The organism is Pseudomonas ulcerans, assembly GCF_036324125.1.
Taxonomy (GTDB): domain Bacteria; phylum Pseudomonadota; class Gammaproteobacteria; order Pseudomonadales; family Pseudomonadaceae; genus Aquipseudomonas; species Aquipseudomonas ulcerans.
Window position 1 is genome coordinate 143966 of record NZ_JAZDQN010000006.1, and the last position, 21983, is coordinate 165948.

The 21983-nt window shown below is 66.4% G+C and carries 19 protein-coding genes and 1 pseudogene; 5 read left to right on the forward strand and 15 right to left on the reverse strand.

Annotated elements, in window-relative coordinates; translation table 11 throughout:
* Window positions 1–49: 49 nt before the first annotated feature.
* The 11 genes from V0R59_RS08035 to panB form a co-directional block, all read right to left on the reverse strand.
* Complete coding sequence (locus tag V0R59_RS08035) at window positions 50–1855, reverse strand: S9 family peptidase (protein ID WP_330074339.1); 1806 nt, start codon at window positions 1853–1855, stop codon at window positions 50–52.
* On the reverse strand, window positions 1821–2972 hold the full coding sequence (gene pqqE / locus V0R59_RS08040; protein WP_330074340.1) for a pyrroloquinoline quinone biosynthesis protein PqqE: 1152 nt from the start codon (window positions 2970–2972) through the stop codon (window positions 1821–1823). Before pqqE ends, V0R59_RS08035 begins: the two co-directional genes overlap by 35 nt.
* A complete protein-coding gene (gene pqqD / locus V0R59_RS08045) occupies window positions 2944–3219 on the reverse strand; it encodes a pyrroloquinoline quinone biosynthesis peptide chaperone PqqD (RefSeq protein WP_110971515.1) in 276 nt (91 codons plus the stop codon). The genes pqqE and pqqD overlap by 29 nt, the downstream gene beginning before the upstream one ends.
* On the reverse strand, window positions 3216–3965 hold the full coding sequence (gene pqqC, locus V0R59_RS08050; protein ID WP_330074341.1) for a pyrroloquinoline-quinone synthase PqqC: 750 nt from the start codon (window positions 3963–3965) through the stop codon (window positions 3216–3218). Before pqqC ends, pqqD begins: the two co-directional genes overlap by 4 nt.
* Window positions 3966–3973: 8 nt before the next feature.
* The gene (gene pqqB / locus V0R59_RS08055; RefSeq protein WP_330074342.1) at window positions 3974–4885 is read right to left on the reverse strand and encodes a pyrroloquinoline quinone biosynthesis protein PqqB; all 912 of its coding nucleotides are present in this window, start codon (window positions 4883–4885) and stop codon (window positions 3974–3976) included.
* A 68-nt stretch (window positions 4886–4953) separates the two neighbouring features.
* Window positions 4954–5025, reverse strand: coding sequence for a pyrroloquinoline quinone precursor peptide PqqA (gene pqqA / locus V0R59_RS08060; protein ID WP_003243383.1), 72 nt, complete (start codon window positions 5023–5025; stop codon window positions 4954–4956).
* Window positions 5026–5185: 160 nt separating this feature from the next.
* Window positions 5186–7327 carry a pyrroloquinoline quinone biosynthesis protein PqqF gene (gene pqqF / locus V0R59_RS08065; protein ID WP_330074343.1) on the reverse strand — a complete coding sequence of 714 codons (2142 nt, stop codon included), beginning with the start codon at window positions 7325–7327 and terminating at the stop codon, window positions 5186–5188.
* Window positions 7328–7369: 42 nt separating this feature from the next.
* Window positions 7370–8167, reverse strand: coding sequence for a carbon-nitrogen hydrolase family protein (locus V0R59_RS08070; RefSeq protein ID WP_330074344.1), 798 nt, complete (start codon window positions 8165–8167; stop codon window positions 7370–7372).
* A gap of 13 nt (window positions 8168–8180) precedes the next feature.
* Window positions 8181–9863: a flavin monoamine oxidase family protein gene (locus V0R59_RS08075; RefSeq protein WP_330074345.1), complete on the reverse strand. Its 1683-nt coding sequence runs from the start codon at window positions 9861–9863 to the stop codon at window positions 8181–8183.
* 217 nt (window positions 9864–10080) lie between these two features.
* Window positions 10081–10542: an Lrp/AsnC family transcriptional regulator gene (locus V0R59_RS08080; protein ID WP_330074346.1), complete on the reverse strand. Its 462-nt coding sequence runs from the start codon at window positions 10540–10542 to the stop codon at window positions 10081–10083.
* A 42-nt stretch (window positions 10543–10584) separates the two neighbouring features.
* Window positions 10585–11406: a 3-methyl-2-oxobutanoate hydroxymethyltransferase gene (panB, locus tag V0R59_RS08085; protein ID WP_330074347.1), complete on the reverse strand. Its 822-nt coding sequence runs from the start codon at window positions 11404–11406 to the stop codon at window positions 10585–10587.
* 81 nt (window positions 11407–11487) lie between these two features.
* Between panB and V0R59_RS08090 the strand changes: the two genes are divergently transcribed.
* Window positions 11488–12273: an AraC family transcriptional regulator gene (locus V0R59_RS08090; protein ID WP_330074348.1), complete on the forward strand. Its 786-nt coding sequence runs from the start codon at window positions 11488–11490 to the stop codon at window positions 12271–12273.
* Here the strand turns inward: V0R59_RS08090 and V0R59_RS08095 are convergent.
* The 4 genes and pseudogenes from V0R59_RS08095 to V0R59_RS31860 form a co-directional block, all read right to left on the reverse strand.
* On the reverse strand, window positions 12270–13241 hold the full coding sequence (locus tag V0R59_RS08095; RefSeq protein ID WP_330074349.1) for a cyclase family protein: 972 nt from the start codon (window positions 13239–13241) through the stop codon (window positions 12270–12272). The two genes, V0R59_RS08090 and V0R59_RS08095, sit on opposite strands and share 4 nt — an antisense overlap.
* 177 nt (window positions 13242–13418) lie before the next feature.
* Window positions 13419–14300 (reverse strand): LysR family transcriptional regulator, encoded by an 882-nt coding sequence (locus tag V0R59_RS08100; RefSeq protein ID WP_330074350.1) that lies wholly within the window; start codon window positions 14298–14300, stop codon window positions 13419–13421.
* A gap of 35 nt (window positions 14301–14335) precedes the next feature.
* Window positions 14336–15199 carry a methyl-accepting chemotaxis protein gene (locus V0R59_RS31855; RefSeq protein ID WP_375547356.1) on the reverse strand — a complete coding sequence of 288 codons (864 nt, stop codon included), beginning with the start codon at window positions 15197–15199 and terminating at the stop codon, window positions 14336–14338.
* Window positions 15194–15961 (reverse strand): annotated as a pseudogene (locus tag V0R59_RS31860) (MCP four helix bundle domain-containing protein); the annotation flags it as partial. The pseudogene V0R59_RS31860 and the gene V0R59_RS31855, both read right to left, overlap by 6 nt.
* A 268-nt stretch (window positions 15962–16229) precedes the next feature.
* On the opposite strand from V0R59_RS31860, the gene kdgD reads away from it, so the two are divergent.
* The 4 genes from kdgD (at window position 16230) to V0R59_RS08125 (ending at window position 21955) form a co-directional block, all read left to right on the forward strand.
* Window positions 16230–17141, forward strand: a complete 912-nt coding sequence (gene kdgD, locus V0R59_RS08110; protein ID WP_330074352.1) for a 5-dehydro-4-deoxyglucarate dehydratase — start codon at window positions 16230–16232, stop codon at window positions 17139–17141.
* 106 nt (window positions 17142–17247) lie between these two features.
* Window positions 17248–18615, forward strand: coding sequence for an MFS transporter (locus V0R59_RS08115; protein ID WP_330074353.1), 1368 nt, complete (start codon window positions 17248–17250; stop codon window positions 18613–18615).
* Between the two features lie 81 nt (window positions 18616–18696).
* Window positions 18697–20250, forward strand: a complete 1554-nt coding sequence (garD, locus tag V0R59_RS08120) for a galactarate dehydratase (RefSeq protein WP_330074354.1) — start codon at window positions 18697–18699, stop codon at window positions 20248–20250.
* A gap of 121 nt (window positions 20251–20371) precedes the next feature.
* A complete protein-coding gene (locus tag V0R59_RS08125) occupies window positions 20372–21955 on the forward strand; it encodes an aldehyde dehydrogenase (NADP(+)) (RefSeq protein ID WP_330074355.1) in 1584 nt (527 codons plus the stop codon).
* The last annotated feature ends 28 nt before the right edge of the window (window positions 21956–21983 follow it).

Consider the following 21983-nt stretch of genomic DNA (forward strand, 5'->3'; position numbering starts at 1 on the left):
CCACCGACGTCATCGCGGGTGAACCCGCTCCCACAGGGTCCGTATCAAGTCAGCCTTCGAGAATCCGGCTGTAGAACTTCCATTCCTCTTCCAGCGCATGGGCCAGGTTCTCGGCTCGCCTGAAACCATGTCGCTCGCCCGGGTAGAAATGCCCCTCGGTCTCGACGCCGTTGGCCTTGAGGGCATCAAGCATCGAGCGGGTCTGTTCCGGCACTACTACCGCATCCAGCTCGCCCTGGAAGAAGATCACCGGCACGCGGATGTTGCGCGCATGCAGCAGCGGCGTGCGCGCGCGATAGCGCTCGGCATCCCGCTCGGGATCGCCGATCAGCCAGTCCAGGTAATCCCCTTCGAACTTGTGCGTGGCCCGCGCCAGCGCCAGGGGATCGCTGACCCCGTACAGGCTGGCGCCACCGCGGAAGACATCCTGGAAGGCCAGGGCGCATAGCGTGGTGTAGCCGCCGGCACTGCCGCCACGGATGAACGCCTGGTACGGGTCGATCAGGCCCTCTGCGGCCAGATGCAGCACCGCCGCGCAGGCATCTTCCACATCGATCTCGCCCCAGCGCAGGTGCAGCGCCTGTCGGTAGGCACGGCCATAGCCGCTGCTGCCGCGATAGTTGAGATCGGCCACGGCGAAGCCGCGCTGGGCCCAGTACTGGATGCGCGGGTCGAGCACGGGGTAGCAGGCCGAGGTCGGCCCGCCGTGGATGAAGACGATCAGCGGCGCCGGCTTGCGGCCGTTCATCGCCGGGTAGAAGAAACCATGTGCCTCGCTGTCACCGCTGGGGTAGGTGAAGCCGCGTGGCCGGCTGACCTGGTCGGCCGGCAGCGGCGCGACGCCACCGGCCAGCACCTGCACCGAGTGATCGTGGCGGTCGATGGCGATCACCGCCGCCGGCAGCACCGGCGAGGCGGCGACGGCGTAGATGAAGTCGCCGTCCAGGTCCAGGCAACGGAAGCGGCTGTAGTCGCTGGTGAAGGCTTCCAGCTCGCCGTTCGCCTTGCGCAGCCCGAGGCGTGAGAAGCCCTGCTCGAACCAGGTCGCCAGGTAACCGCCATCCACCGGCAGCCAGGTACTGGCGCCCAGTTGCCAGGGCGCGGCGGCGTGGTCGGCGGCTTCGGCCGGCAGCGGCTGCCAGCCCCGGGCGGTTTCGCCCCAGGGTTGCCAGAAACCGTTCAGGTCGGACAGGCAATACAGCCGGCCCTCGGTATCGAAGCGCGGCTGCTGCAGGGACTGCGCCGGGCCGCTGTCACCGGCAACGCAGCGGGTCTGGCCATCGGCTTCGCGCACGTACAGGCGGGTGGCGGTCCAGGGCTGATCGGGACGGCTCCATTCGATCCAGGCCAGGCGCTGGCCGTCGTCGCTCAGGGTCGGCGAGGCGTAGAAATCGGCACCTTCTGCCAGTACTTCGCGTGTGCGTTCGGCGATGGCGACCAGGCGATGTTGGGTGCCGCTTTCCTCGACAGCCAGCACCCGATCGCCGGCCCGGACCAGGTCGCCGTAGCGCCGCTCGCCCTCGGTCAGCGCGCGTGGCGGGCTGCCGTCCAGACCCTGCCGATACAGCTGCTGGTCCGCCTCGTTGACGAACACCAGGCTGTCGTCGCCCAGGCAGAACGAGCGCCCACCGTACTCGTAGACCCGGCTGCGCACGCTGAAACCATCCGGCGTCAGGCAGCGCGCCTGGCCATCCCGCCATTGCCAGATGCGGCAGGCGCCGTCGCGGGGGCGGAATTCGTTCCAGAACAGGCCGTGGCGGCCGGCTTCGAGTTCGGCGAAGTCGGTGCCGGCCGCGACGGCCTGTTGCGCGCTGAAATGTTCAGCCGCGGGCGATAAGTCGTGAGGTGCGCTCATTGCGGAAAGTCATCTCCTTGATGGTCAGGGCGGCGGTCTCGGCCTCCTCCCGTGCCTTGAGGATGACGCCGTGGTCCGCCGATTTGGAGCATACCGGGTCGGCCTTGCTGGCGTCGCCGGTGAGCATGAACGCCTGGCAGCGGCAGCCGCCGAAATCCCGTTCCTTCTCGTCGCAGGAACGGCACGGCTCGGGCATCCAGTCGTAACCACGATAGCGGTTGAAGCCGAACGAGTCGTACCAGATGTGCTGCATGCTGTGCTCGCGCACGTTGGGGAACTGCACCGGCAACTGCCGCGCGCCGTGGCAGGGCAGGGCGGTGCCGTCCGGGGTCACGGTGAGGAACACGCTGCCCCAGCCGTTCATGCAGGCCTTGGGCCGCTCTTCATAGTAGTCCGGGGTGACGAAGATCAGCTTGCACGGATTGCCTTCGGCCTTGAGCCGCTCGCGGTATTCGTTGGTGATGCGCTCGGCGCGCTCCAGCTGTGCCTTGGTCGGCAGCAGGCCGACCCGGTTGAGGTGGGCCCAGCCGTAGAACTGGCAGGTGGCGAGTTCGACGAAGTCGGCTTCGAGGGCGATGCACAGCTCGATGATGCGGTCGATGCGGTCGATGTTGTGCCGGTGGGTGACGAAATTGAGCACCATCGGATAGCCCTGGGCCTTGACCGCGCGGGCCATCTCCAGCTTCTGCGCGAAGGCCTTCTTCGAGCCCGCCAGCAGATTGTTCACCTGCTCGTCGCTGGCCTGGAAGCTGATCTGGATATGGTCCAGGCCGGCCTTGCGGAAGGTGGCGATCTTCTCCTCGGTGAGGCCGATGCCGGAGGTGATCAGGTTGGTGTAGTAGCCCAGGCGGCGGCCTTCGCCGATCAGCTCGGCGAGGTCCTGGCGCACCAGCGGTTCGCCGCCGGAGAAGCCCAGCTGCGCCGCGCCCATTTCCCGCGCCTCGGCCATCACCTTGAACCACTGCTCGGTGCTCAGTTCCTTGCCTTGCTCGGCGAAGTCCAGCGGGTTGGAGCAGTACGGGCATTGCAGCGGGCAGCGGTAGGTCAGCTCGGCCAGCAGCCACAGTGGCAGGCCCACCTCGGGCTTGTCACTCAAGGGTGATCCAGTGTTCGGCACGGGCCACCTCCATGAATTGCTCGATGTCTTCAGGCAGTTCCGGAACACCGGGGAATTTCTCGTCGAGCAGGGCGATGATCGCGTTCACGTCGCGCTCGCCGTCGATCAGCTCGCCGATCAGCGCCGCGCTCTCGTTGAGCTTGATCATGCCCTCGGGGTAGAGCAGCACATGGGCTTTCTGCGCCGGTTCGTACTGGAAGCGGTAGCCGGGACGCCAGCGCGGCGTCAGGTGACGGTCGAAGCTCATAGCGCGATCCCCTTGTGCCAGACCCGCTCGCTGGTGACGCTGTAGTAGGGCGGGCGGTTGAGTTCGTAGGCCATGCTCATGGCATCGAGCATGCTCCACAGGATGTCCAGCTTGAACTGGAGGATTTCCAGCATACGCTGCTGGCCTTCCACGGTCGTGTAGTGCTGCAGGGTGATGCTCAGGCCGTGTTCGACATCACGCCGCGCCTGGCTCAGGCGGGTGCGGAAGTAGGTGTAGCCGGCCGGGTCGATCCAGGGGTAGTGCTGCGGCCAGGTGTCGAGGCGCGACTGGTGGATCTGCGGGGCGAACAATTCGGTCAGCGAGCTGCTGGCCGCTTCCTGCCAGCAGGCGCGGCGGGCGAAGTTGACGTAGGCGTCGACGGCGAAGCGCACGCCGGGCAGCACCAGTTCCTGGCTGCGCAACTGGTCCGGATCCAGGCCCACCGCCTGGCCGAGGCGCAGCCAGGCTTCGATGCCGCCGTCCTCGCCGGGCGCGCCATCGTGGTCGAGCAGGCGCTGGATCCACTCGCGGCGCACTTCCCGGTCCGGGCAGTTGGCGAGGATCGCCGCGTCCTTCATCGGGATGTTCACCTGGTAGTAGAAGCGGTTGGCGACCCAGCCCTGGATCTGTTCGCGGGTCGCGCGGCCTTCGTACATCGCCACGTGGTAGGGGTGGTGGATGTGGTAGTAGGCGCCCTTGGCGCGCAGGGCCTGTTCGAATTCGGCGGGGGACAGCGGCTTGCTCATGGCGGCTCCTAAAGCTCGATGCTCATGCCGTCGAAGGCGACTTCCACGCCACGGCGGTCCAGCTCGGCGCGCTCGGCCGAGTCCTCGTCGAGAATCGGGTTGGTGTTGTTGATGTGGATAAGCACCTTGCGCTGGCGCGGGAAACCGTCGAGCACTTCGAGCATGCCGCCGGGGCCGTTCTGCGGCAGGTGGCCCATCTCGCTGCCGGTGCGGGTGCCGACGCCGCGGCGCTGCATCTCGTCGTCGTCCCACAGGGTGCCGTCCACCAGCAGCACGTCGGCGTCGTGCATGCGTTGCAGCAGGCTGGCGTCGACCTTGCCCAGGCCCGGGGCGTAGAACAGTTTGCCGCCGGTGCGCAGGTCCTCGACCATCAGCCCGAGGTTGTCGCCGGGGTGCGGGTCGAAGCGGTGCGGTGAGTAGGGCGGCGCAGCGCTGCGCAGCGGGAAGGGGCTGAAACGCAGGTTGGGGCAGGCGTCGATGACGAAGCTGGCGTCCAGTTCGATGCGGTTCCAGGCCAGGCCACCGTTCCAGTGCTGGAGCATGTTGAACAGGGGGAAGCCGGTGGTCAGGTCCTGGTGGACCATGTCGGTGCACCAGACCTGGTGCGGGCAGCCTTCGCGCAGGCTGAGCAGGCCGGTGGTGTGGTCGATCTGGCTGTCGAGCAGGATGATCGCGTCGATGCCGCTGTCACGCAGGGCGCGGGCCGGCTGCATCGGGGCGAAGCCTTGCAACTGCGCGCGGATGTCCGGCGAAGCGTTGCAGAGGATCCAGTGCACGCCGTCGTCGGACAGGGCGATGGACGATTGCGTGCGGGCCGAGGCGCGCAGGGTGCCGTCACGGAAACCCTTGCAGTTGGCGCAGTTGCAGTTCCACTGCGGGAATCCGCCGCCGGCGGCGGAACCCAGGATCTGGATGTACATGGTTGGCTCCCGCCTTCTCCGAAAATGAAAACGCCCCGGCTGGCCGAGGCGTCGTACCGCAAAAAGACTCAGCGATTCGCGAAGTACATGGTCACTTCAAAGCCGATACGCAGGTCAGTGTATGCAGGTTTGGTCCACATGGGATTACTCCTTCCGGATAGGTCTGGTGAGGGACAGCTACTCATTTAGTCCATCCCAGGGAATGAAGGGTTCAAGTCGCCGGGATTGCGCAATCTTACAAGAGTTTTTGAACTGGATGGTTAATCAAGAATGAAAGGTCTTTTACCCGGGCGGTAACGATCAGCCGGGTGCGGGGCCGTTGGCGAGGATCAGCCAGTGCGTTTCGCTGGCCAGATCGGCCCAGGCGCGATCGATATCGTGCTGCTGCAGTTGCTCGATTCGCGCGGCGAGAACGTCCGGATCGGCAAGCTGATTGCCCGCCAGATGCGCCTGCCAGAGCCACTCGGCGACTTCTGCGTTGGGCATCAGTGGCTCGTGGAACTGTGCGGCCAGGGTGTCCCGGCTGGCGTCCAGCAGCGGGGCGGGGCGGGCCAGGAAGTCGCGCAGGTGATCGAGGATTTCCCCGTGGCTGGCGCTCGGCGACTGCACGCCGAACATCAGGCCGTTGTGGCCCTGGATCTGACGAAAGGCACTGAATACTGCGTAGCCCAGTTGCAGCTCGCTGCGCAGGCGTTGGTAGAACGGGCCCTGGATCAGCTGGGCGAGCAGGCGCCCTGCGGCTTCGTTAGCGACGGGCGAGAACAGCAGCAGGGCCTGTTCGTCCCCGGTGTCGCCGGATGGGTACCACCCGGCCGGAAGGCGCGGCGGCGGGACGGGCTGTTGCGGCTTGTCGTCGAGGCGCGCCAGCAGCTGGTTCAGGGCGTTCTGCGCCTGGTTATCGAAGCCGGTCGCCAGCGCGGTCCAGCCGGGTGCATTGGCGGGCGCAAGCAGGTGCGGCAGTTGCTGCATCAGTTGGCGGATCGGAATCAGGCGCGGTTCATGAGGTTCGCTGGCCGGCGCCGGGTGCTCCAGTATCGCCAGTGCTTGCCCGATCACCGCCAGCACGGGGGCAGGGGATCCGCTGCAGCGCAATTGCCAGGTGCTCGCGCTACGGGTCCATTGCAGTTCCACGCCGGCGCGGCTGGCGCGCTCGGCCAGGGGTTTCAGCACATCGCCCAAGTGGCCGGCCTGCCAACGCAGATACAGCGCGGCAAAGTTGCGCGAGGCCGGGAGGACCGGGCTGACCACCAGGCCGGGCGGCACGGGCGTGCTTGCGGTGGCGGGAATGACCGCCGTCAGCAGCGGTTCCGGCGCCGGCAGTTGCCAGGGGTGCCGGGAGGTGCCGGGATGCTTAGGCACGGTGGACACACCCTCGTCGCGCCTCGCCAGTTCCAGGGCGCCGGGTGAGCGGATGGCTTGCAGGCGCTCATGCTCCAGCAGCAGCTCGCGGTGATCGGCCGTGCCGAAGAATGCCAGCCAGTCGTGGATCAGTTTTTCGACTTCCTCGCGGTCCGCCGTTGAACTCAGCTTCGCCTTCACCTGCAGCAGCGCCTGTCCGGCGAACCGGTACAGCGCAGTGGCGCTGAAATGCTCCAGCCAGCCGCGCGCGCGCAGTTCATGCACCAGGCCGCCGGGACGGCTGTCGGCGATGCCGGCGAGGTAGTAATCGAGATTGGCGTCGGCGGGAAGATCCTCGAAGGCGACCAGCAGGTCCAGCTGGCCGGGGATCTGTTCGGGGTCCAGCGGCCTGTCGAGCAAGGGCGGCGGGGCGGTCTGCACCACTGTCGATCCCGTGGCGAACAGCCCGCCGAACTTCTGCGCCAGGGCTGCCAGTGCCTCCGGTGGCTGCGGTCCGCTCAGACTCAAGAGCATCTGCCCGGCCTGGTAGAAGCGCCGATGGAAATCGGCCAGAGCCTCCTGGAACGCCGGCTCGTCGATGGGCAGCGACTCCCGGTTCCCCGCATGAAAGCCAGCGAGCGGATGCTGCGCCGACACGCTGCGCAGCAAGGCGTACTCGCGCTGCGCCTCGGCATTGCCGGACCAGGCGACCCATTCGGCGTGGATCACCTCGCGTTCGGCGCGCTGCCGCTCCAGCGTCAGCACTGGATTGGCCAGCATGTCGCACAGGCGCTCCAGCGCGCCGGGCAAGGCGCTCAGCGGGACCTCGAAGAAAAACTCGGTGTGGCGCTCGCGGGTCGTGGCGTTGAGTTGCCCGCCCTGGCGCTGGACGAAGCGCATTAGCCCGTCTTCCACCGGGAAGCGCGTGGTACCGAGGAAGAACAGGTGTTCGAGGAAGTGCGCGAGCCCGGGATAGGTCGCCGGCGCATCGTGGCTGCCGGCCTGTACCCGCACCGCCGCCGCGCAGCGCTTCAGGTGCGGCGCATGGCACAACCTGGCCCGCAGGCCGTTGCTCAGGGTGAGGTATTGGAGGGGGCTGGACATGACGGCTCCGAAAACGCGCGAACCGTCATGCTAGCGGATAACTCAGTCCCGTGGCGCGTCGTGCAGTTCGCTGCGCAGGTCCTGCAGGTAGGGCGTGTTGGCGCGGCCTTCGAGCACCCGTTGCAGCTCGATGTCCGCCGAGAGCAGCGCCTCGTCGCGACCGGCCATGGCGAGGATGCTGCCGTCCGGACCGACGATGCTGCTGTGCCCGCAGTACTGGATCTCGCCTTCGGCACCGCAGTAGTTGGCATACACCAGGTAGCACTGGTTCTCGTAGGCGCGGCTGCGCACGGTGACCTGGCAGATGAAGTCGTAGGGCTCCATGTTCGCCGTCGGCACCAGGATCAGCTCGGCGCCGTCCCGGGCCAGGCGCCGCGCGTTCTCCGGGAACTCGATGTCGTAGCAGATCAGCATGCCGACCTTCCAGCCATTCAGCTCCACCACCGGGAAGTGGTTGGCACCGGGGCTGAACATGGCCCGGTCGAGCCCGCCGAACAGGTGGGTCTTGCGGTAGTTGGCGAGGCTGCGGCCGTGGCCGTCGATCAGTTGCACGCTGTTGTACACGCGGCCATCGTCGGCGGCCTCGGGATACCCGTAGACGATGGCGAGGCGGTTGGCCTGGGCGATCTCCACCACGCGCATCGCCGACGGACCGTCCGCGGCCTCGGCCAGGCGCGCGGCGGCTTCGCTGCCGATGTTGTAGCCACTGAGGAACATCTCCGGGCACACCAGCAGCTCGGCGCCGCGGGCGGCGGCGAGCCGGGCCTGGTGTTCCAGGCGCTCCAGGTTGCCGGGCAGGTCCAGCGGCTGCGGAGAGCCCTGGTAGAGGGCGATACGCATGGCGATTCTCCTGTCAGTCGGCCAGGGCGATGGGGCCGATCTCGTCGAACACATCGCCCGGGCCGGGGTTGTCGGGGTGGGTGCGCCCACCGAAGTGGTTCATGATGCCCCAAACCGCGTTCAAGGAGGTCTGCACCGCGCCCTCGACCCAGGCCGGGGTCCAGGATACGTCGTCGCCGGCGATGAAGATGCCGCGCTGCTCGGCCGGCATGTCCTGCTGCATGAAGTGCGCGTACATGCGCTGGTTGTAGCGGTAATGGCCTGGCAGGGCGCCCTTGAAGGCACCGAGGAAATACGGGTCGGCCTCCCACGACACGGTGATCGGGTCGCCGATGATATGCCCGGCGATATCCACTTTCGGGTAGATCTTCTTCAGCGCGTCGAGGGCCAGCTTCACGCGTTTTTCCACCGGGTGCGGGAGCATCTTCAGGGCGTCGCTCATCCACGAGTAGGACAGGCAGATCACCCCTGGCTTGTCGTCGCCGTTGTCGAACAGGTAGGTGCCGCGGGTGAGGCGGTCGGTGAGGGTCATGCTCATCAGGTCGCGGCCGGTCTCCGGGTCCTTGTCCTTCCAGAACGGCCGGTCGACCATGACGAAGGTCTTCGACGACTGCATGTAGCGGGTGCGGTCCAGGGCCATCCACATCTTCTGCGAGAACAGCGATTCCTCGCATTCGATCTGGGTGGTCAGCAGCCAGCTCTGGCAGGTGGTCAGCACTGCGGCGTAGCTACGGGTGTCGCCCCAGTTGTCGGTGACCGCCAGGCTGCCGTCCTCGTTGCGGGCGATGCGCTTGACCCCCGGGCGCGGTGCGCCACGGTGCAGCGAAGCGAGGCTGGTGCCCTCGGGCCAGTGTGCGCAGCGCTGCGGCACGTGCTTCCAGATGCCCAGCGGCACCTGCTCGACGCCGCCGACGACGAGGTGCTGGTGGTCGTCGCAGTTGGTCATCACCACGCGGAAGATTTCCAGCATCGAGTTGGGGAAGTCCGAGTCCCAGCCGCCGGTGCCGAAGCCGACCTGGCCGAACACCTCGCGGTGCAGGAAGCTCAGCTTGGCGAAGGATTTCGAGGTGGCGACGAAGTCATAGAAGGTGCGGTCGTCCCACAGCGGGACCAGGGTGTTCCACAGCTCTTTCAGGCGCGGCACGTCGCGGTCGCGGATGGCCTGCTGGATATCGCCGAAGCGCGCGCCGTCTTCCAGGGCATCGGCCCAGGCGTCGGCGACTTCCTGGAACAGCTTGGGCAGGTCGCTGATCTTTTGCGCGTAGTAGGTGTTGCCTTCGAGGTCGATCACCGTGCTGCCCGAGGCCGGGGTCAGGGGGTTGGGGAAAGGCTTGGTCTCAAGGCCCAGCTTGTCGACGTAGTGGTAGAACGCCGTGGACGATACCGGAAAGCGCATGCCCCCCAGCTCGGCCACGATTCCTTCGGTGCCGGCGAAGGCTTGCGAACGCAGGCGCCCACCCATCTTCGAGGCCTCGTAGACCACGGGTTTCAGGCCCAGCTTCATCAGTTCGTAGGCCGCCACCAACCCGGCGATCCCGGCACCGACGATCGCCACTTCCTCGCCATGCCGCTCGGCCGGAATGCTGCCCAGGCCGGCGGGATGCTCGATCCAGTCGTCGAAGGCGAAGGGGAAGTCGGGGCCGAAGATGGTGACGGGCTTTTTGCCGTCGGCCGGGTGGCGGTTGTTCTTGTTCATGATTGACCTTGCCAGGGGGCTTCGCGGGGTGCGCAGCCTGAGTATAGGAAATGCCTGGGGGTCAATTTTAGGGAGGCGGGTGTTCGTTATTAAGATGCAGAGTGTTGTCGTTTTGTGGTGTTTTTGGTCGATATGACCGGTTTTATTTACAGAGTGACGATTGTGGTGATTCTTATGGCCTCATCGCTGGCTTGCCAGCGATCGAATACACCACGGATCAAACAGGCTGCCCGCGATCCACCTTGCTGCTGAGGATGATCGAGGTGGTGGTCTTCTCCACGCCCTCCAGGCTGCCGATCTGGTCCAGCAACTGGTCCAGTTGCTCCGGCGACTCGCTGCGCAGCCAGGCCACGTAGTCGAACTCGCCACTCACCGCGCACAGCTGCTGCACCTGGCCCATGGCGCTCAAGCGCCGGACGATCTCGCGCCCGGCCCGGGGCTGCACGGTAATCCCCACATACGCCTGCAACCCGCCATCGATCACCCGCTGCCCCAGGCGCACGCCATAGCCGCTGATGACCTTGGTCTTCTCCAGCCGGGCAATCCGCGCCGTCACCGTGGTGCGCGCGATGCCCAGTTGCCGGGCGAGGGTGGCGACGCTCTCGCGGGCATTGATCTGCAGGGCGGCAATCAACTGGCGGTCGATTTCGTCGAGGGCGTGGGTGCGGCTTTCGGACATGGGCTTCTCAAGGGCGAGGTGGCGAACCGCGCCAGTGTACCGTCAACCCAGCGCCTTGAAGCAGTGCTCCATCCCCGGAAACGCGCCGCCCCGCACCTCCTGCGCGTAGGCCGCGAGTGCCTGGTCGATCGGCCCGGCCAGCTCGGCGTAACGCTTGACGAAGCGGGGCTGGTATTCGCCGAACAGCCCCAGCAGGTCCTCGGTCACCAGTACCTGGCCATCGCAGGCCGGCGAGGCGCCGATGCCGATGGTGGGGATCTGCAGTTCTTCGCTCAGCGCCCGGGCCAGCGGTTCGGCGATGCCTTCCAGCACCACCGAGAAGGCGCCGGCCGCCTGCATCGCCAGGGCGTCGCGGCGGACCCTGGCGGCGCTTTCGGCGTCCCGTCCCTGGGCACGGAAACCGCCCTCGGCGTTGACCTGTTGCGGCATCAGGCCGATATGCGCCATCACCGGGATGCCGCGCTGGCACAGGTAGGCCACGGTGTCGGCCATCTCCTCGCCGCCTTCCAGCTTGAGGCCCTGTGCGCCGGTTTCGCGCAGTACCCGCGCGGCATTGAGGAAGGCCTGTTCCTGCGAGGCCTGGTAGGTGCCGAACGGCATGTCCACTACCACGCAGGCGCGCTGCGCACCGCGCATCACCGCCTGGCCGTGGGCGATCATCATGTCCAGGGTCACGCCCAGGGTGCTGGTCATGCCATACAGGACCATGCCTACCGAGTCGCCGACGATGATGATGTCGGCGTGGGCATCCACCCAGCGCGCCATCGGCAGGCTGTAGGCGGTCAGCGCCACCAGGCGGCCGGCGCCCTTGCGCTGGCGGATGGCGGGGATGCTCAGGCGGCTTTCGCGGATCTGCGTGCTCATGACAAGGCTCCTGTTGGTCAACGAGACGCGCCGCAGGCTAACATCGCTGCTAATGGCTCACTTGAGCAAAGGAGACGATCAATGCCGCAAAGAGGCCAAGACCTTGTGCCGCCGGTGCCGGACCGCATCGGGCGGGCGGTGCACGGGCGCATGTTCGACATTCCGCCGGGCTATCGGGTGCAGATGCATACCCACGAATGGGTGCAGTTCACCTACGCCAGTGCCGGGATCATGCAGGTGCTCACCGAAGACCACAGCTACCTGCTGCCGCCGCAATGCGGCATGTGGATCCCCGCAGGGGTGCGGCACACCGTGTACAGCGAGCAGGCCCTGGCCTTTCGCAGCCTGTACCTCACCGACGCGATCCTCCTGGGCTATCGCCGCGACTGCGCGGTGGTGCAGGTGACGCCGCTGGTGCGCGAGTTGATCGGCAGGGCCAGCGGCTTTGGCAACGACTATCCCGAGGACGGCCCGCAGGCGCGGCTGCTGCAGGTGCTGGTGGATGAGTTGCGCGAGCTGCCGGAGGCGCCCTTCAGCCTGCCGCTGCCCAGCGACCCGCGCCTGCGGCGGATCACCGATGCCTTGCAGGCGGCGCCGGAGGACGGGCGCACCATCGAGGAATGGGCCAGCCAGGTCGGCGCCTCGCGGCGCACCCTGGCGCGGCTGTTCCAGGCGCAGACGCAGTTGTCCTTCCAGACCTGGCGCCAGCGTCTGCGCCTGCTCACCGCCTTGCCCCTGCTGGCCCAAGGCAGCAGCGTGACCGTCGTGGCCAACGAACTGGGCTACGACTCGGTGTCGGCCTTCATCGCCCTGTTCCAGCGCCACTACGGCACCACGCCGGGCGCCTGGGCTTCCCAGGCGCTCTAGCGCAACGGCATGGCGACCGGTCGCAACGGTGCCGAGTCGCCGCCGCGGATCTTCAGGGGTCCACCGATGAAGGCGAACTCGTAGACCTTGTCCCGGGACAGCTCGTCCAGCGCCACCAGTTCCATGATCGGCACACCTTTCTGCGCCAGCAGGTAGCTGTGCAGCGGCACGTAGTCATCGGCGACTTCCGACGGGAAGGCCTCGAAGCTCAGGTTGTCGGCGCCGAGGATCATCGCCTTGCCGCTCTCCACCAGGAAGCGCGCCGCATCCAGGCCCATCCCCGGCGACTGGCGCATGTAGGCCTGCGGTTGCTCGTAGAGCTTCATGCGACCGGTGCGGATCAGCACGATATCGCCGCGCTCCAGCTGGGTGCCCTGGCGCTTGAGGGCATCTTCGAGGTCCTGGCGGGTGATGCGGTAGTCGTCGGCCAGCATGTCCACGCCCTTGGCCGCCGCCACGTCGATCAGTACGCCACGGGCTACCAGCGGCGGGAATTTCTCCACGCCGGTCTTCTTCCAGCCGCGGTCGCCGAGGTGTTCGTCGGCGCTGAAGTTGTTCCAGACCTTGCCGTCGATGCCGAAGTGGTTGAGCGCGTCGATATGGGTGCCGGTATGGCCGTACATGGAGAAGGCGCTGCCGCTGTAGCTGCGCAGCGCGTTCATGCCGTGGCCGACGCCGAGGGGGTCGTCGACCACGGTGCCGCGCGGGGTGTGGGTCATCCAGAACTGGTAGTGCGGATCGCCGGCGGCCTGCCAGCTGGGCATGCCGATGTAGTACTCGGTGGCGAGGTCGTAGACCCGGGTCGCATCGACCCGCGACATCACGGCGGCACGGGACTTGTCGGTGATCAGGTTGAGGCGGCCGATCTCGTCTTCCGGGCCCCAGGGGCTGGTACCGACCTTCGGGGGTTCACCGGCGTGGACGACGGCACTCAGGGCCAGCAAGGTGGCAAGCAGCGGGGTTTTCATCAGCAGTCGCTCCTGTTTCGCGAATGCCCGGGCGCAACGGCTCGCGGACGCGCAAGTGGCGGTCGCGGCGATGGGCGAGGGCGGGAAAGTGAGGCTGCGTCGGGCCCGACGAAACGAGCCCAGTCTAGGCGCAACGCGCGGCGGGATTAAGGCCGCGACGGTGCAGGGATATTTCGCTCAGGGTTGATGATCGCTGCCCATGGCGGCCGGCAGATGCTCGGCCAGGTAGTCGACGAAGGCGCGCACCCGGGGCAGCAGGTGGCGACTGGTGGGGTAGACGGCGTAGACCTGGCGCGGGGCGTCGGCGTGGTCTGGCAGCACCTGGCGCAGCCGGCCGTCGGCCAGCGCGGGGTCGGCGAGGAATGACGGCAGCCAGCCGATACCCAGGCCGGCGATCAGCAGCTCGCGCAGCATCAGGCTGTTGTTCACCGTCACGCGCGCGTCCTGCGCCGGGCCGGCGGGGGCCTGCTGGCTCAGGCTGTAGCCGAGTTGCGCATGCCCGGCCAGCTCGGCGAGCGAAGCAGGATGGCCGTGCCGTTGCAGATAGGCGGGAGCGGCGCAGAGCACCTGGCGCAATGACGCCAGTTGCCGGGCGATCAGCGAGGAGTCCGGGAGTGCGGGTGCCAGGCGGATCGACACATCGAAGCCCTGGCTGACCGCTTCCACCAGGCGGTCTTCCATCACCAGGTCCAGTTCCACTCCGGGGTGCTCGCGCAGGAAACCGGCGAGCAAGGGGGCGAGGGTGCTCAGGGCGAACGACAGCGGGGCGTTGACCCGCAGCTTGCCGCTGACCTGCTGCGATTCCTCGTGTACCGAGCGCTCCAGGGCCTCCAGTTGATCGAGCAACTGGCAGCAGCGTTCGTAATAGGCCTGGCCGGTGGCGGTCAGGCTCATGCGCCGGGTGGTGCGTTGCAGCAGCACGGTACCGAGATGGGCTTCCAGGGCGCGCAGTTGCTTGCTCAGCCCGGCGGCGGAGAGGTTGAGGTCATCGGCGGCCTTGCCCAGCCCGCCGAGTTCGACGATGCGCCGGAACGAGCGCATCAGGGTAAAGGTGTCCATGCCCGCCATCCTTGCTGTGGAGGCGGGCTATTTCATCAGATCCGGAAGCGCGTGACGATCTGGTTGAGGTCTTCCGCCAGCCGCGACAGTTCGTTGCTCGATGCGCTGATCTGGTTCGCACCCTGGGTCGACTCGTCGGACAGGTCGCGGATGTTGACGATATTGCGGTCCACCTCCCGCGCCACCTGCGCCTGTTCCTCGGCAGCGCTGGCGATCACCAGGTTGCGCTCGGAAATCTGGCTGACCGATTCGGTGATCTGCACCAGCGACTCGCCGGCATCGCGGGCCATGTCCAGGGTCGACGCCGCCCGCTGGCAACTGCCGAGCATGGCTTCCAGCGCCTGCGCCGAGCCAGCGCGGATGGCGACGACCATGCCATCGATTTCCAGGGTCGATTGCTGGGTGCGGTGGGCGAGGGCGCGCACCTCGTCGGCGACCACCGCGAAGCCGCGCCCGGACTCGCCGGCACGGGCCGCCTCGATGGCGGCGTTGAGGGCGAGCAGGTTGGTCTGTTCGGCGATGGCGCGGATCACGTCGAGCACCTTGCCGATGTCCTGTGACTGGTCCACCAGGGTCCGCACCAGCGCGGCGGTGCCTTGCACGTCGTCGCTGAGGACCTGGATCGACTGCACCGTGGCCTGCACCCGCGACTGCCCGGCGCTGGCCGAGGCGCTGGACTGATGGGAGGCGTCGCTGGTGGACGCGGCATTGCGCGCCACCTCTTCCACCGCCGAGGTCATCTCGTTGACGGCGGTGGCGGCCTGTTCGATCTCGGCGTTCTGCTGGTGCAGGCTGCGGTAGCTGTGTTCGGTGACCGAGTTGAGCTGGGTCGCCGCGCTGGCCAGCCGGGTGGCGGAGTCGCTGATATGGCGCATGGCCCCGCGCAGGTTGGCCTGCATCTGTTGCAGGGCGCGTTGCAGGCGGGTCACTTCGTCATTGCCTTCGATCTGGAGCGGCTGGCTGAGGTCCCCGGCGGCCACCTGCTCGGCGGCGCGTACCGCGTGTTCCAGCGGGCGCACGATGCCGCGGGTCAGCCACAGGGCCAGGGCGATGGTGGCCAGGGCGGCAAGCACCACGAAGGCGATGATGATCTGCAACGAACGCTGGTACTGCTGCTCGGCGGCCTTGCCCTCGCTATCGATCTGCTGGCCATACAGCTCGCCGAAGTCGGCCAGGGCCTTGCCCGAAGCGTCCACCACTTGCTTCATGTCCACCAGCAGCAGCTTGTTGAGGCCGGCGAGGTCCTTGTTGCGTGCCAGTTCGAAGGAGCGGTTCAGCCCGCTGCGGTATTCGCCGAGGCTGGTGCGGAAGGTTTCCGCCAGGGCCTTTTCCTGTGGGGTATCGATAAAGCCTTCGAGGACCGCGAGCCTGGCGTCGAGGTCTTTCAGGCGCGTGTCCATCTGGCCCTGGTAGGTGGCCGTGTTGGCGGGGTCCGGGTCCAGCGCCATGCGCAGGGAGATAGTGCGAATGCGCAACATGATCTCGCGGACATCGCCGATCACCCGCAGGCTCGGCACCCAGTTGGTCTCGACGGCGACCTCGCTCTGGCGGATGGCCTGCATCTGCACCACGGCGAAGCCGCCGAGCAGGGCGACCAGCAGGGCAATGAGGGTGAAGCCCAGGCCGGCACGGCGGGCAATGGAGAGATGGCGCAGGTTCATGGGCAGTGATCCGTCGTGGGGGCAGGTCTTTATAGTTGTACGATAACAGTCCCTGTCTATCGGCAAGAAAATGACCTTCTTGAGGCGAGGCGACGCCACAAGACGCTCGGTAAACCTATAAAGAGGGGATGAACGGTCGATGGAGATCGGATGACTGGCGCATTTATGTGGTTTTCTGGGCTAGTCATCGTACAACTTGTACGATAACCTACATCCAGGTCGAAACATTCACTTCTCCACCCCCGAGCGCCACAGGATGCCTACAACAATGACTCCACAAGAACTGCGCACTGTCCTCTCCCATGGCTTGCTGTCTTTCCCTGTCACCGACTTCAATGCCCAGGGCGACTTCCACCAGGCCGGCTACATCAAGCGCCTGGAATGGCTCGCCCCTTACGGCGCCACTGCCCTGTTCGCCGCCGGTGGCACCGGTGAGTTCTTCTCCCTGGCCGCCAGCGAATACAGCCAGGTGATCAAGACTGCCGTCGACACCTGCGCCGGCTCCGTACCTATCCTCGCCGGTGTCGGCGGTGCCACCCGCCAGGCCATCGAATACGCGCAAGAAGCCGAGCGCCTGGGCGCCAAGGGCCTGCTGCTGCTGCCGCACTACCTGACCGAAGCGAGCCAGGACGGCGTCGCCGCCCACGTCGAAGCCGTGTGCAAATCGGTGAACATCGGCGTGGTCGTCTACAACCGCAACGTCTGCCGCCTGAACGCCGTGCAGCTGGAGCGCCTGGCCGAGCGTTGCCCGAACCTGATCGGTTACAAGGACGGCCTGGGTGACATCGAGCTGATGGTCTCCATCCGTCGTCGCCTGGGTGATCGCTTCAGCTACCTGGGTGGCCTGCCGACCGCCGAGGTATATGCTGCCGCCTACAAGGCGCTGGGTGTGCCGGTCTACTCGTCCGCGGTGTTCAACTTCGTGCCGAAGACCGCGATGGACTTCTACAACGCCATCGCCCGTGACGACCACGCCACCGTCGGCAAGCTGATCGACGATTTCTTCCTGCCGTACCTGGAACTGCGCAACCGCAAGGCCGGCTACGCCGTCAGCATCGTCAAGGCCGGTGCGAAGATCGCCGGTTTCGACGCCGGTCCCGTGCGTACCCCGCTGACCGACCTGACCCCTGAAGAAGTCGAGATGCTTGCTGCCCTGATGGACAAGATGGGTCCGCAATAAGCGACGACCCCGCGGCCTGCCAAATGCCGCACCCTGGAGCGGGAAACCCCCGCTCCGGCTTACAACTCAAGAGCCCGCACAAGAATAATTAGTGGGAGTAGTTCAGATGCACGCGACTAAGAAGACGCATGTCCGCTATCTGATCCTGTTCATGCTGTTCCTGGTGACCACGATCAACTATGCCGACCGCGCAACCATCTCCATCGCCGGCTCGAGCCTGCAGAAGGATCTCGGCATCGATGCTGTCACCCTCGGTTATATCTTCTCCGCCTTCGGCTGGGCCTATGTGCTCGGGCAGATTCCTGGCGGATGGCTGCTTGACCGCTTCGGTTCGAAGAAGGTCTACGCCTTCAGTATCTTTACCTGGTCGTTGTTCACCGTGTTGCAAGGCTTCGTCGGCTACATGCCGGTGGCCAACGCGATCATCGCCCTGTTCATGCTGCGCTTCCTGGTCGGCTTCGCCGAGGCACCGTCGTTCCCCGGCAACGCGCGGATCGTGGCGGCCTGGTTCCCCACCGCCGAACGTGGCACCGCCTCGGCGATCTTCAACTCGGCGCAATACTTCGCCACTGTGCTGTTCGCGCCGCTGATGGGCTGGATCGTCCATGCCTGGGGCTGGGAGCACGTGTTCATCGTCATGGGTGTCATGGGCATCCTCTTCGCCGGTGTCTGGCTGAAGCTGGTGTACAACCCGAAGGAACACCCGATGATCGGTGCCCAGGAACTGGAGCACATCGAGAAGAACGGTGGCCTGGTGGACATGGACAAGCCCAAGGCGGCCGGTGCCAGCGGTCCGAAGTGGGGCTACATCAAGCAGCTGCTGTCCAGCCGCATGATGCTCGGCGTCTACCTCGGCCAGTACTGCATCAACGCCATCACCTACTTCTTCCTCACCTGGTTCCCGGTGTACCTGGTGCAGGAGCGCGGCATGTCGATCCTGAAGGCGGGCTTCATCGCCTCGCTGCCGGCGATCTGCGGCTTTGTCGGTGGCGTGCTCGGCGGGATCATCTCCGACCACCTGCTGCGTCGCGGCAACTCGCTGACTTTCGCCCGCAAGGCGCCGATCGTCATCGGCCTGCTGCTGTCCACCTCGATGGTGATCTGCAACTACGTCGACGCCGAATGGATGGTGGTCGGCATCATGGCCCTGGCGTTCTTCGGCAAAGGCCTGGGTGCACTGGGCTGGGCGGTGGTCTCGGACACCTCGCCGAAGCAGATCGCCGGTCTGTCGGGCGGTATGTTCAACACCTTCGGCAACATCGCTTCGATCACCACGCCGATCATCATCGGCTACATCATCAGCGCCACCGGCTCGTTCAAGTGGGCCCTGGTGTATGTGGGCGCCAACGCCCTGGTGGCGGTGTTCAGCTACCTGGTGATCGTCGGTCCGATCAAGCGCATCGAGCTGCGTGATGCGCCGAAGGATGAAGCGACAACGGCGTCATCGGGCAAGCTGGCCGAGTCGTCGAACTAAGAAGAACACGCAGCGCCCGGTCAGTTTGACCGGGCGTTCGCGGATGAACAAAGCCTGAGAGACAACAAGAAGGGCACCACCATGCAGTTGATCGAAACTTCCGACTCGCCTCGCTATGTACGCCTGCACGACGACGACAATGTCGTGGTCGTGGTCAACGATGGCGGCCTGGGTGAAGGCGCCCGCTTCGCCGACGGCCTGACCCTGGTCGAAGGCGTGCCGCAGAGCCACAAGGTGGCTGTCACCCCTATCGCCAAGGGCGAGCCGGTGCGGCGCTATGGACAGATCATCGGCTACGCCCTGGAAGACCTGGCGCAAGGCAGCTGGGTCAAGGAAACCCAACTGGCCATGCCGGCCGCGCCGGAGCTGGACAGCCTGCCGCGCTGCGACGCCGTTCCCGCGCCCCTGCCGCCGCTGGAAGGCTTCACCTTCGAGGGTTACCGCAATGCCGACGGTACCGTTGGCACGCGCAATATCCTTGGCATCACCACCACCGTGCAGTGCGTCACCGGTGTGCTCGACCATGCGGTCAAGCGCATTCGCGAAGAACTGCTGCCCAAGTATCCCAACGTCGATGACGTGGTCGCCCTGACCCACAGCTACGGCTGCGGCGTGGCGATCAATGCCCGCGACGCCTATATCCCGATCCGCACCGTGCGCAACCTGGCGCGCAACCCCAACCTGGGCGGCGAAGCCCTGGTGATCAGCCTGGGCTGCGAAAAGCTCCAGGCCGGCCAGGTGATGCACGACAACGATCCGTCGGTGGACCTCAGCGAGCCATGGCTGTACCGCTTGCAGGACGCCAGCATGGGTTTCGTCGAGATGATCGAGCAGATCATGGCCCTGGCCGAAGCGCGTCTGGCCAAGCTCGACCAGCGCCGCCGCGAGACGGTGCCGGCCAGCGAGCTGATCCTCGGCATGCAGTGCGGCGGCAGCGATGCTTTCTCTGGCATCACCGCCAACCCGGCCCTGGGCTATGCCTCCGACCTGCTGGTGCGGGCCGGTGCCACCGTGCTGTTCTCGGAAGTCACCGAAGTACGTGACGCCATCTACATGCTCACCTCCCGTGCCGAATCCCAGGAAGTGGCGGACGCCCTGATCCGCGAGATGGACTGGTACGACCGCTATCTGGAAAGCGGCGCTGCCGACCGTAGTGCCAACACCACGCCGGGCAACAAGAAAGGCGGCTTGTCGAACATCGTCGAGAAGTCCCTCGGTTCCATCGTCAAGTCCGGCAGCGGCGCCATCCAGGGCGTGGTCGGGCCGGGCGAGCGGATCGAGCGCAAGGGCCTGATCTTCTGCGCCACCCCGGCCAGCGACTTCGTCTGCGGCACCCTGCAATTGGCAGCAGGGATGAACCTGCACGTATTCACCACCGGTCGTGGTACGCCGTATGGCCTGGCCATGGCTCCGGTGGTCAAGGTCTGCACCCGTACCGAGCTGGCGCAGCGCTGGCCCGACCTGATCGACATCGACGCCGGCCGCATCGCCACCGGCCGCGCCACCATCGAGGAACTGGGTTGGGAGTTGTTCCACTACTACCTGGATGTCGCCAGCGGCCGCAAGCAGACCTGGGCCGAGCAGCACAAGCTGCACAACGACATCACCTTGTTCAACCCGGCCCCGATTACTTGATGCTTTCTCTCATGTGGGAGCGGGTTCACCCGCGATGACGGCAGTGAAGCCACCGACGCCATCGCGGGTAAACCCGCTCCCACAGGGTCCGCGTTCCACCTTTGTCCACAGGAGCCCCGAAATGCCAGAGATCCTCGGCCACAACTTCATCGCCGGCCAGCGCAGCGCCGCCGGCTCGCAACGCCTGCAAAGCCTCGACGCCACCACCGGCGAAGCCCTGCCGTACAGCTTTGCCCAGGCCACCGAAAGCGAAGTCGACCAGGCTGCCCAGGCCGCCGCCGCTGCCTTCGCCGAATTCCGCCAACTGGCCCCGGCCCGCCGCGCCGAATTCCTCGACGCCATCGCTGCCGAACTGGATGAACTGGACGACGCCTTCGTCGCCATCGTCTGCCGCGAAACCGCGCTGCCGGCTGCCCGTATCCAGGGCGAACGCGGTCGCACCAGTGGCCAGATGCGCCTGTTCGCCCAAGTCCTGCGTCGCGGTGATTATCTCGGTGCGCGCATCGACCTGGCCCTGCCCGATCGCCAGCCGCTGCCCCGTGTGGATCTGCGCCAGATGCGTATCGGCGTCGGCCCGGTCGCAGTCTTCGGCGCCAGCAACTTCCCGCTGGCCTTCTCCACTGCCGGTGGCGACACCGCCGCCGCCCTGGCCGCCGGTTGCCCGGTGGTGTTCAAGGCCCACAGCGGCCATATGGCGACCGCCGACCTGGTCGGCTGCGCCATCCAGCGCGCTGCCGAGCGTACCGGCATGCCCAAGGGCGTGTTCAACATGGTCTTTGGTGGCGGGGTAGGCGAGTGGCTGGTCAAGCACCCGGCCATCCAGGCGGTCGGTTTCACCGGCTCGCTGAAAGGCGGCGACGCCCTGTGCCGCATGGCGGCCGAGCGTGCGCAACCGATTCCGGTGTTCGCCGAGATGTCCAGCATCAACCCGGTGATCATCCTGCCGGCGGCGCTGGCCAAGCGCGGCGAGACCATCGCCCGTGAGCTGGCGGGTTCCGTGTGCATGGGTGCTGGTCAGTTCTGCACCAACCCAGGCCTGGTGATCGGTCTGCAATCGCCTGAATTCAGCAAGTTGCTGGGCGACCTGGGCGGCCATCTGGACCAGCAGGCCGGACAGACCATGCTCAACGCCGGCGGGCTGCGCAGCTACGTCGGTGGACTGGAGCATCTGCAGGCCCACGACGGCATCCAGCACCTTGCCGGTCAGGCGCAGGAAGGCAGCCAGGCCCGTGCCCAGTTGTTCAAGGCGGACGCGCGTCTGCTGGTCGAGTCCGATCCGCTGTTGCAGGAAGAAGTCTTTGGTCCGACCACCGTTGCTGTGGAAGCCGACGGCAACGAGCAACTGCGCAGCGCGCTGCTGGGCCTGCGCGGCCAGCTGACCGCGACCCTGATCGGCGAGCCGGAAGACCTGGAAGCCTTTGCCTGGCTGGTGCCGCTGCTGGAAGAGAAGGTTGGCCGGATCCTGATCAACGGCTACCCGACCGGTGTGGAAGTCTGCGATGCCATGGTGCATGGCGGTCCGTACCCGGCCACTTCCGATGCCCGTGGCACCTCGGTCGGCACCCTGGCCATCGACCGTTTCCTGCGGCCGGTGTGCTACCAGAACTACCCGCAGTCGCTGTTGCCGGAGGCGCTGCGTGACGCCAACCCGCTGGGGCTGCGTCGCTTGGTCAACGGCCAGTGGAATGACGGCGTGATCGCTTGATTCAGCCGTAGAGAAGAAGCCCCGCAAT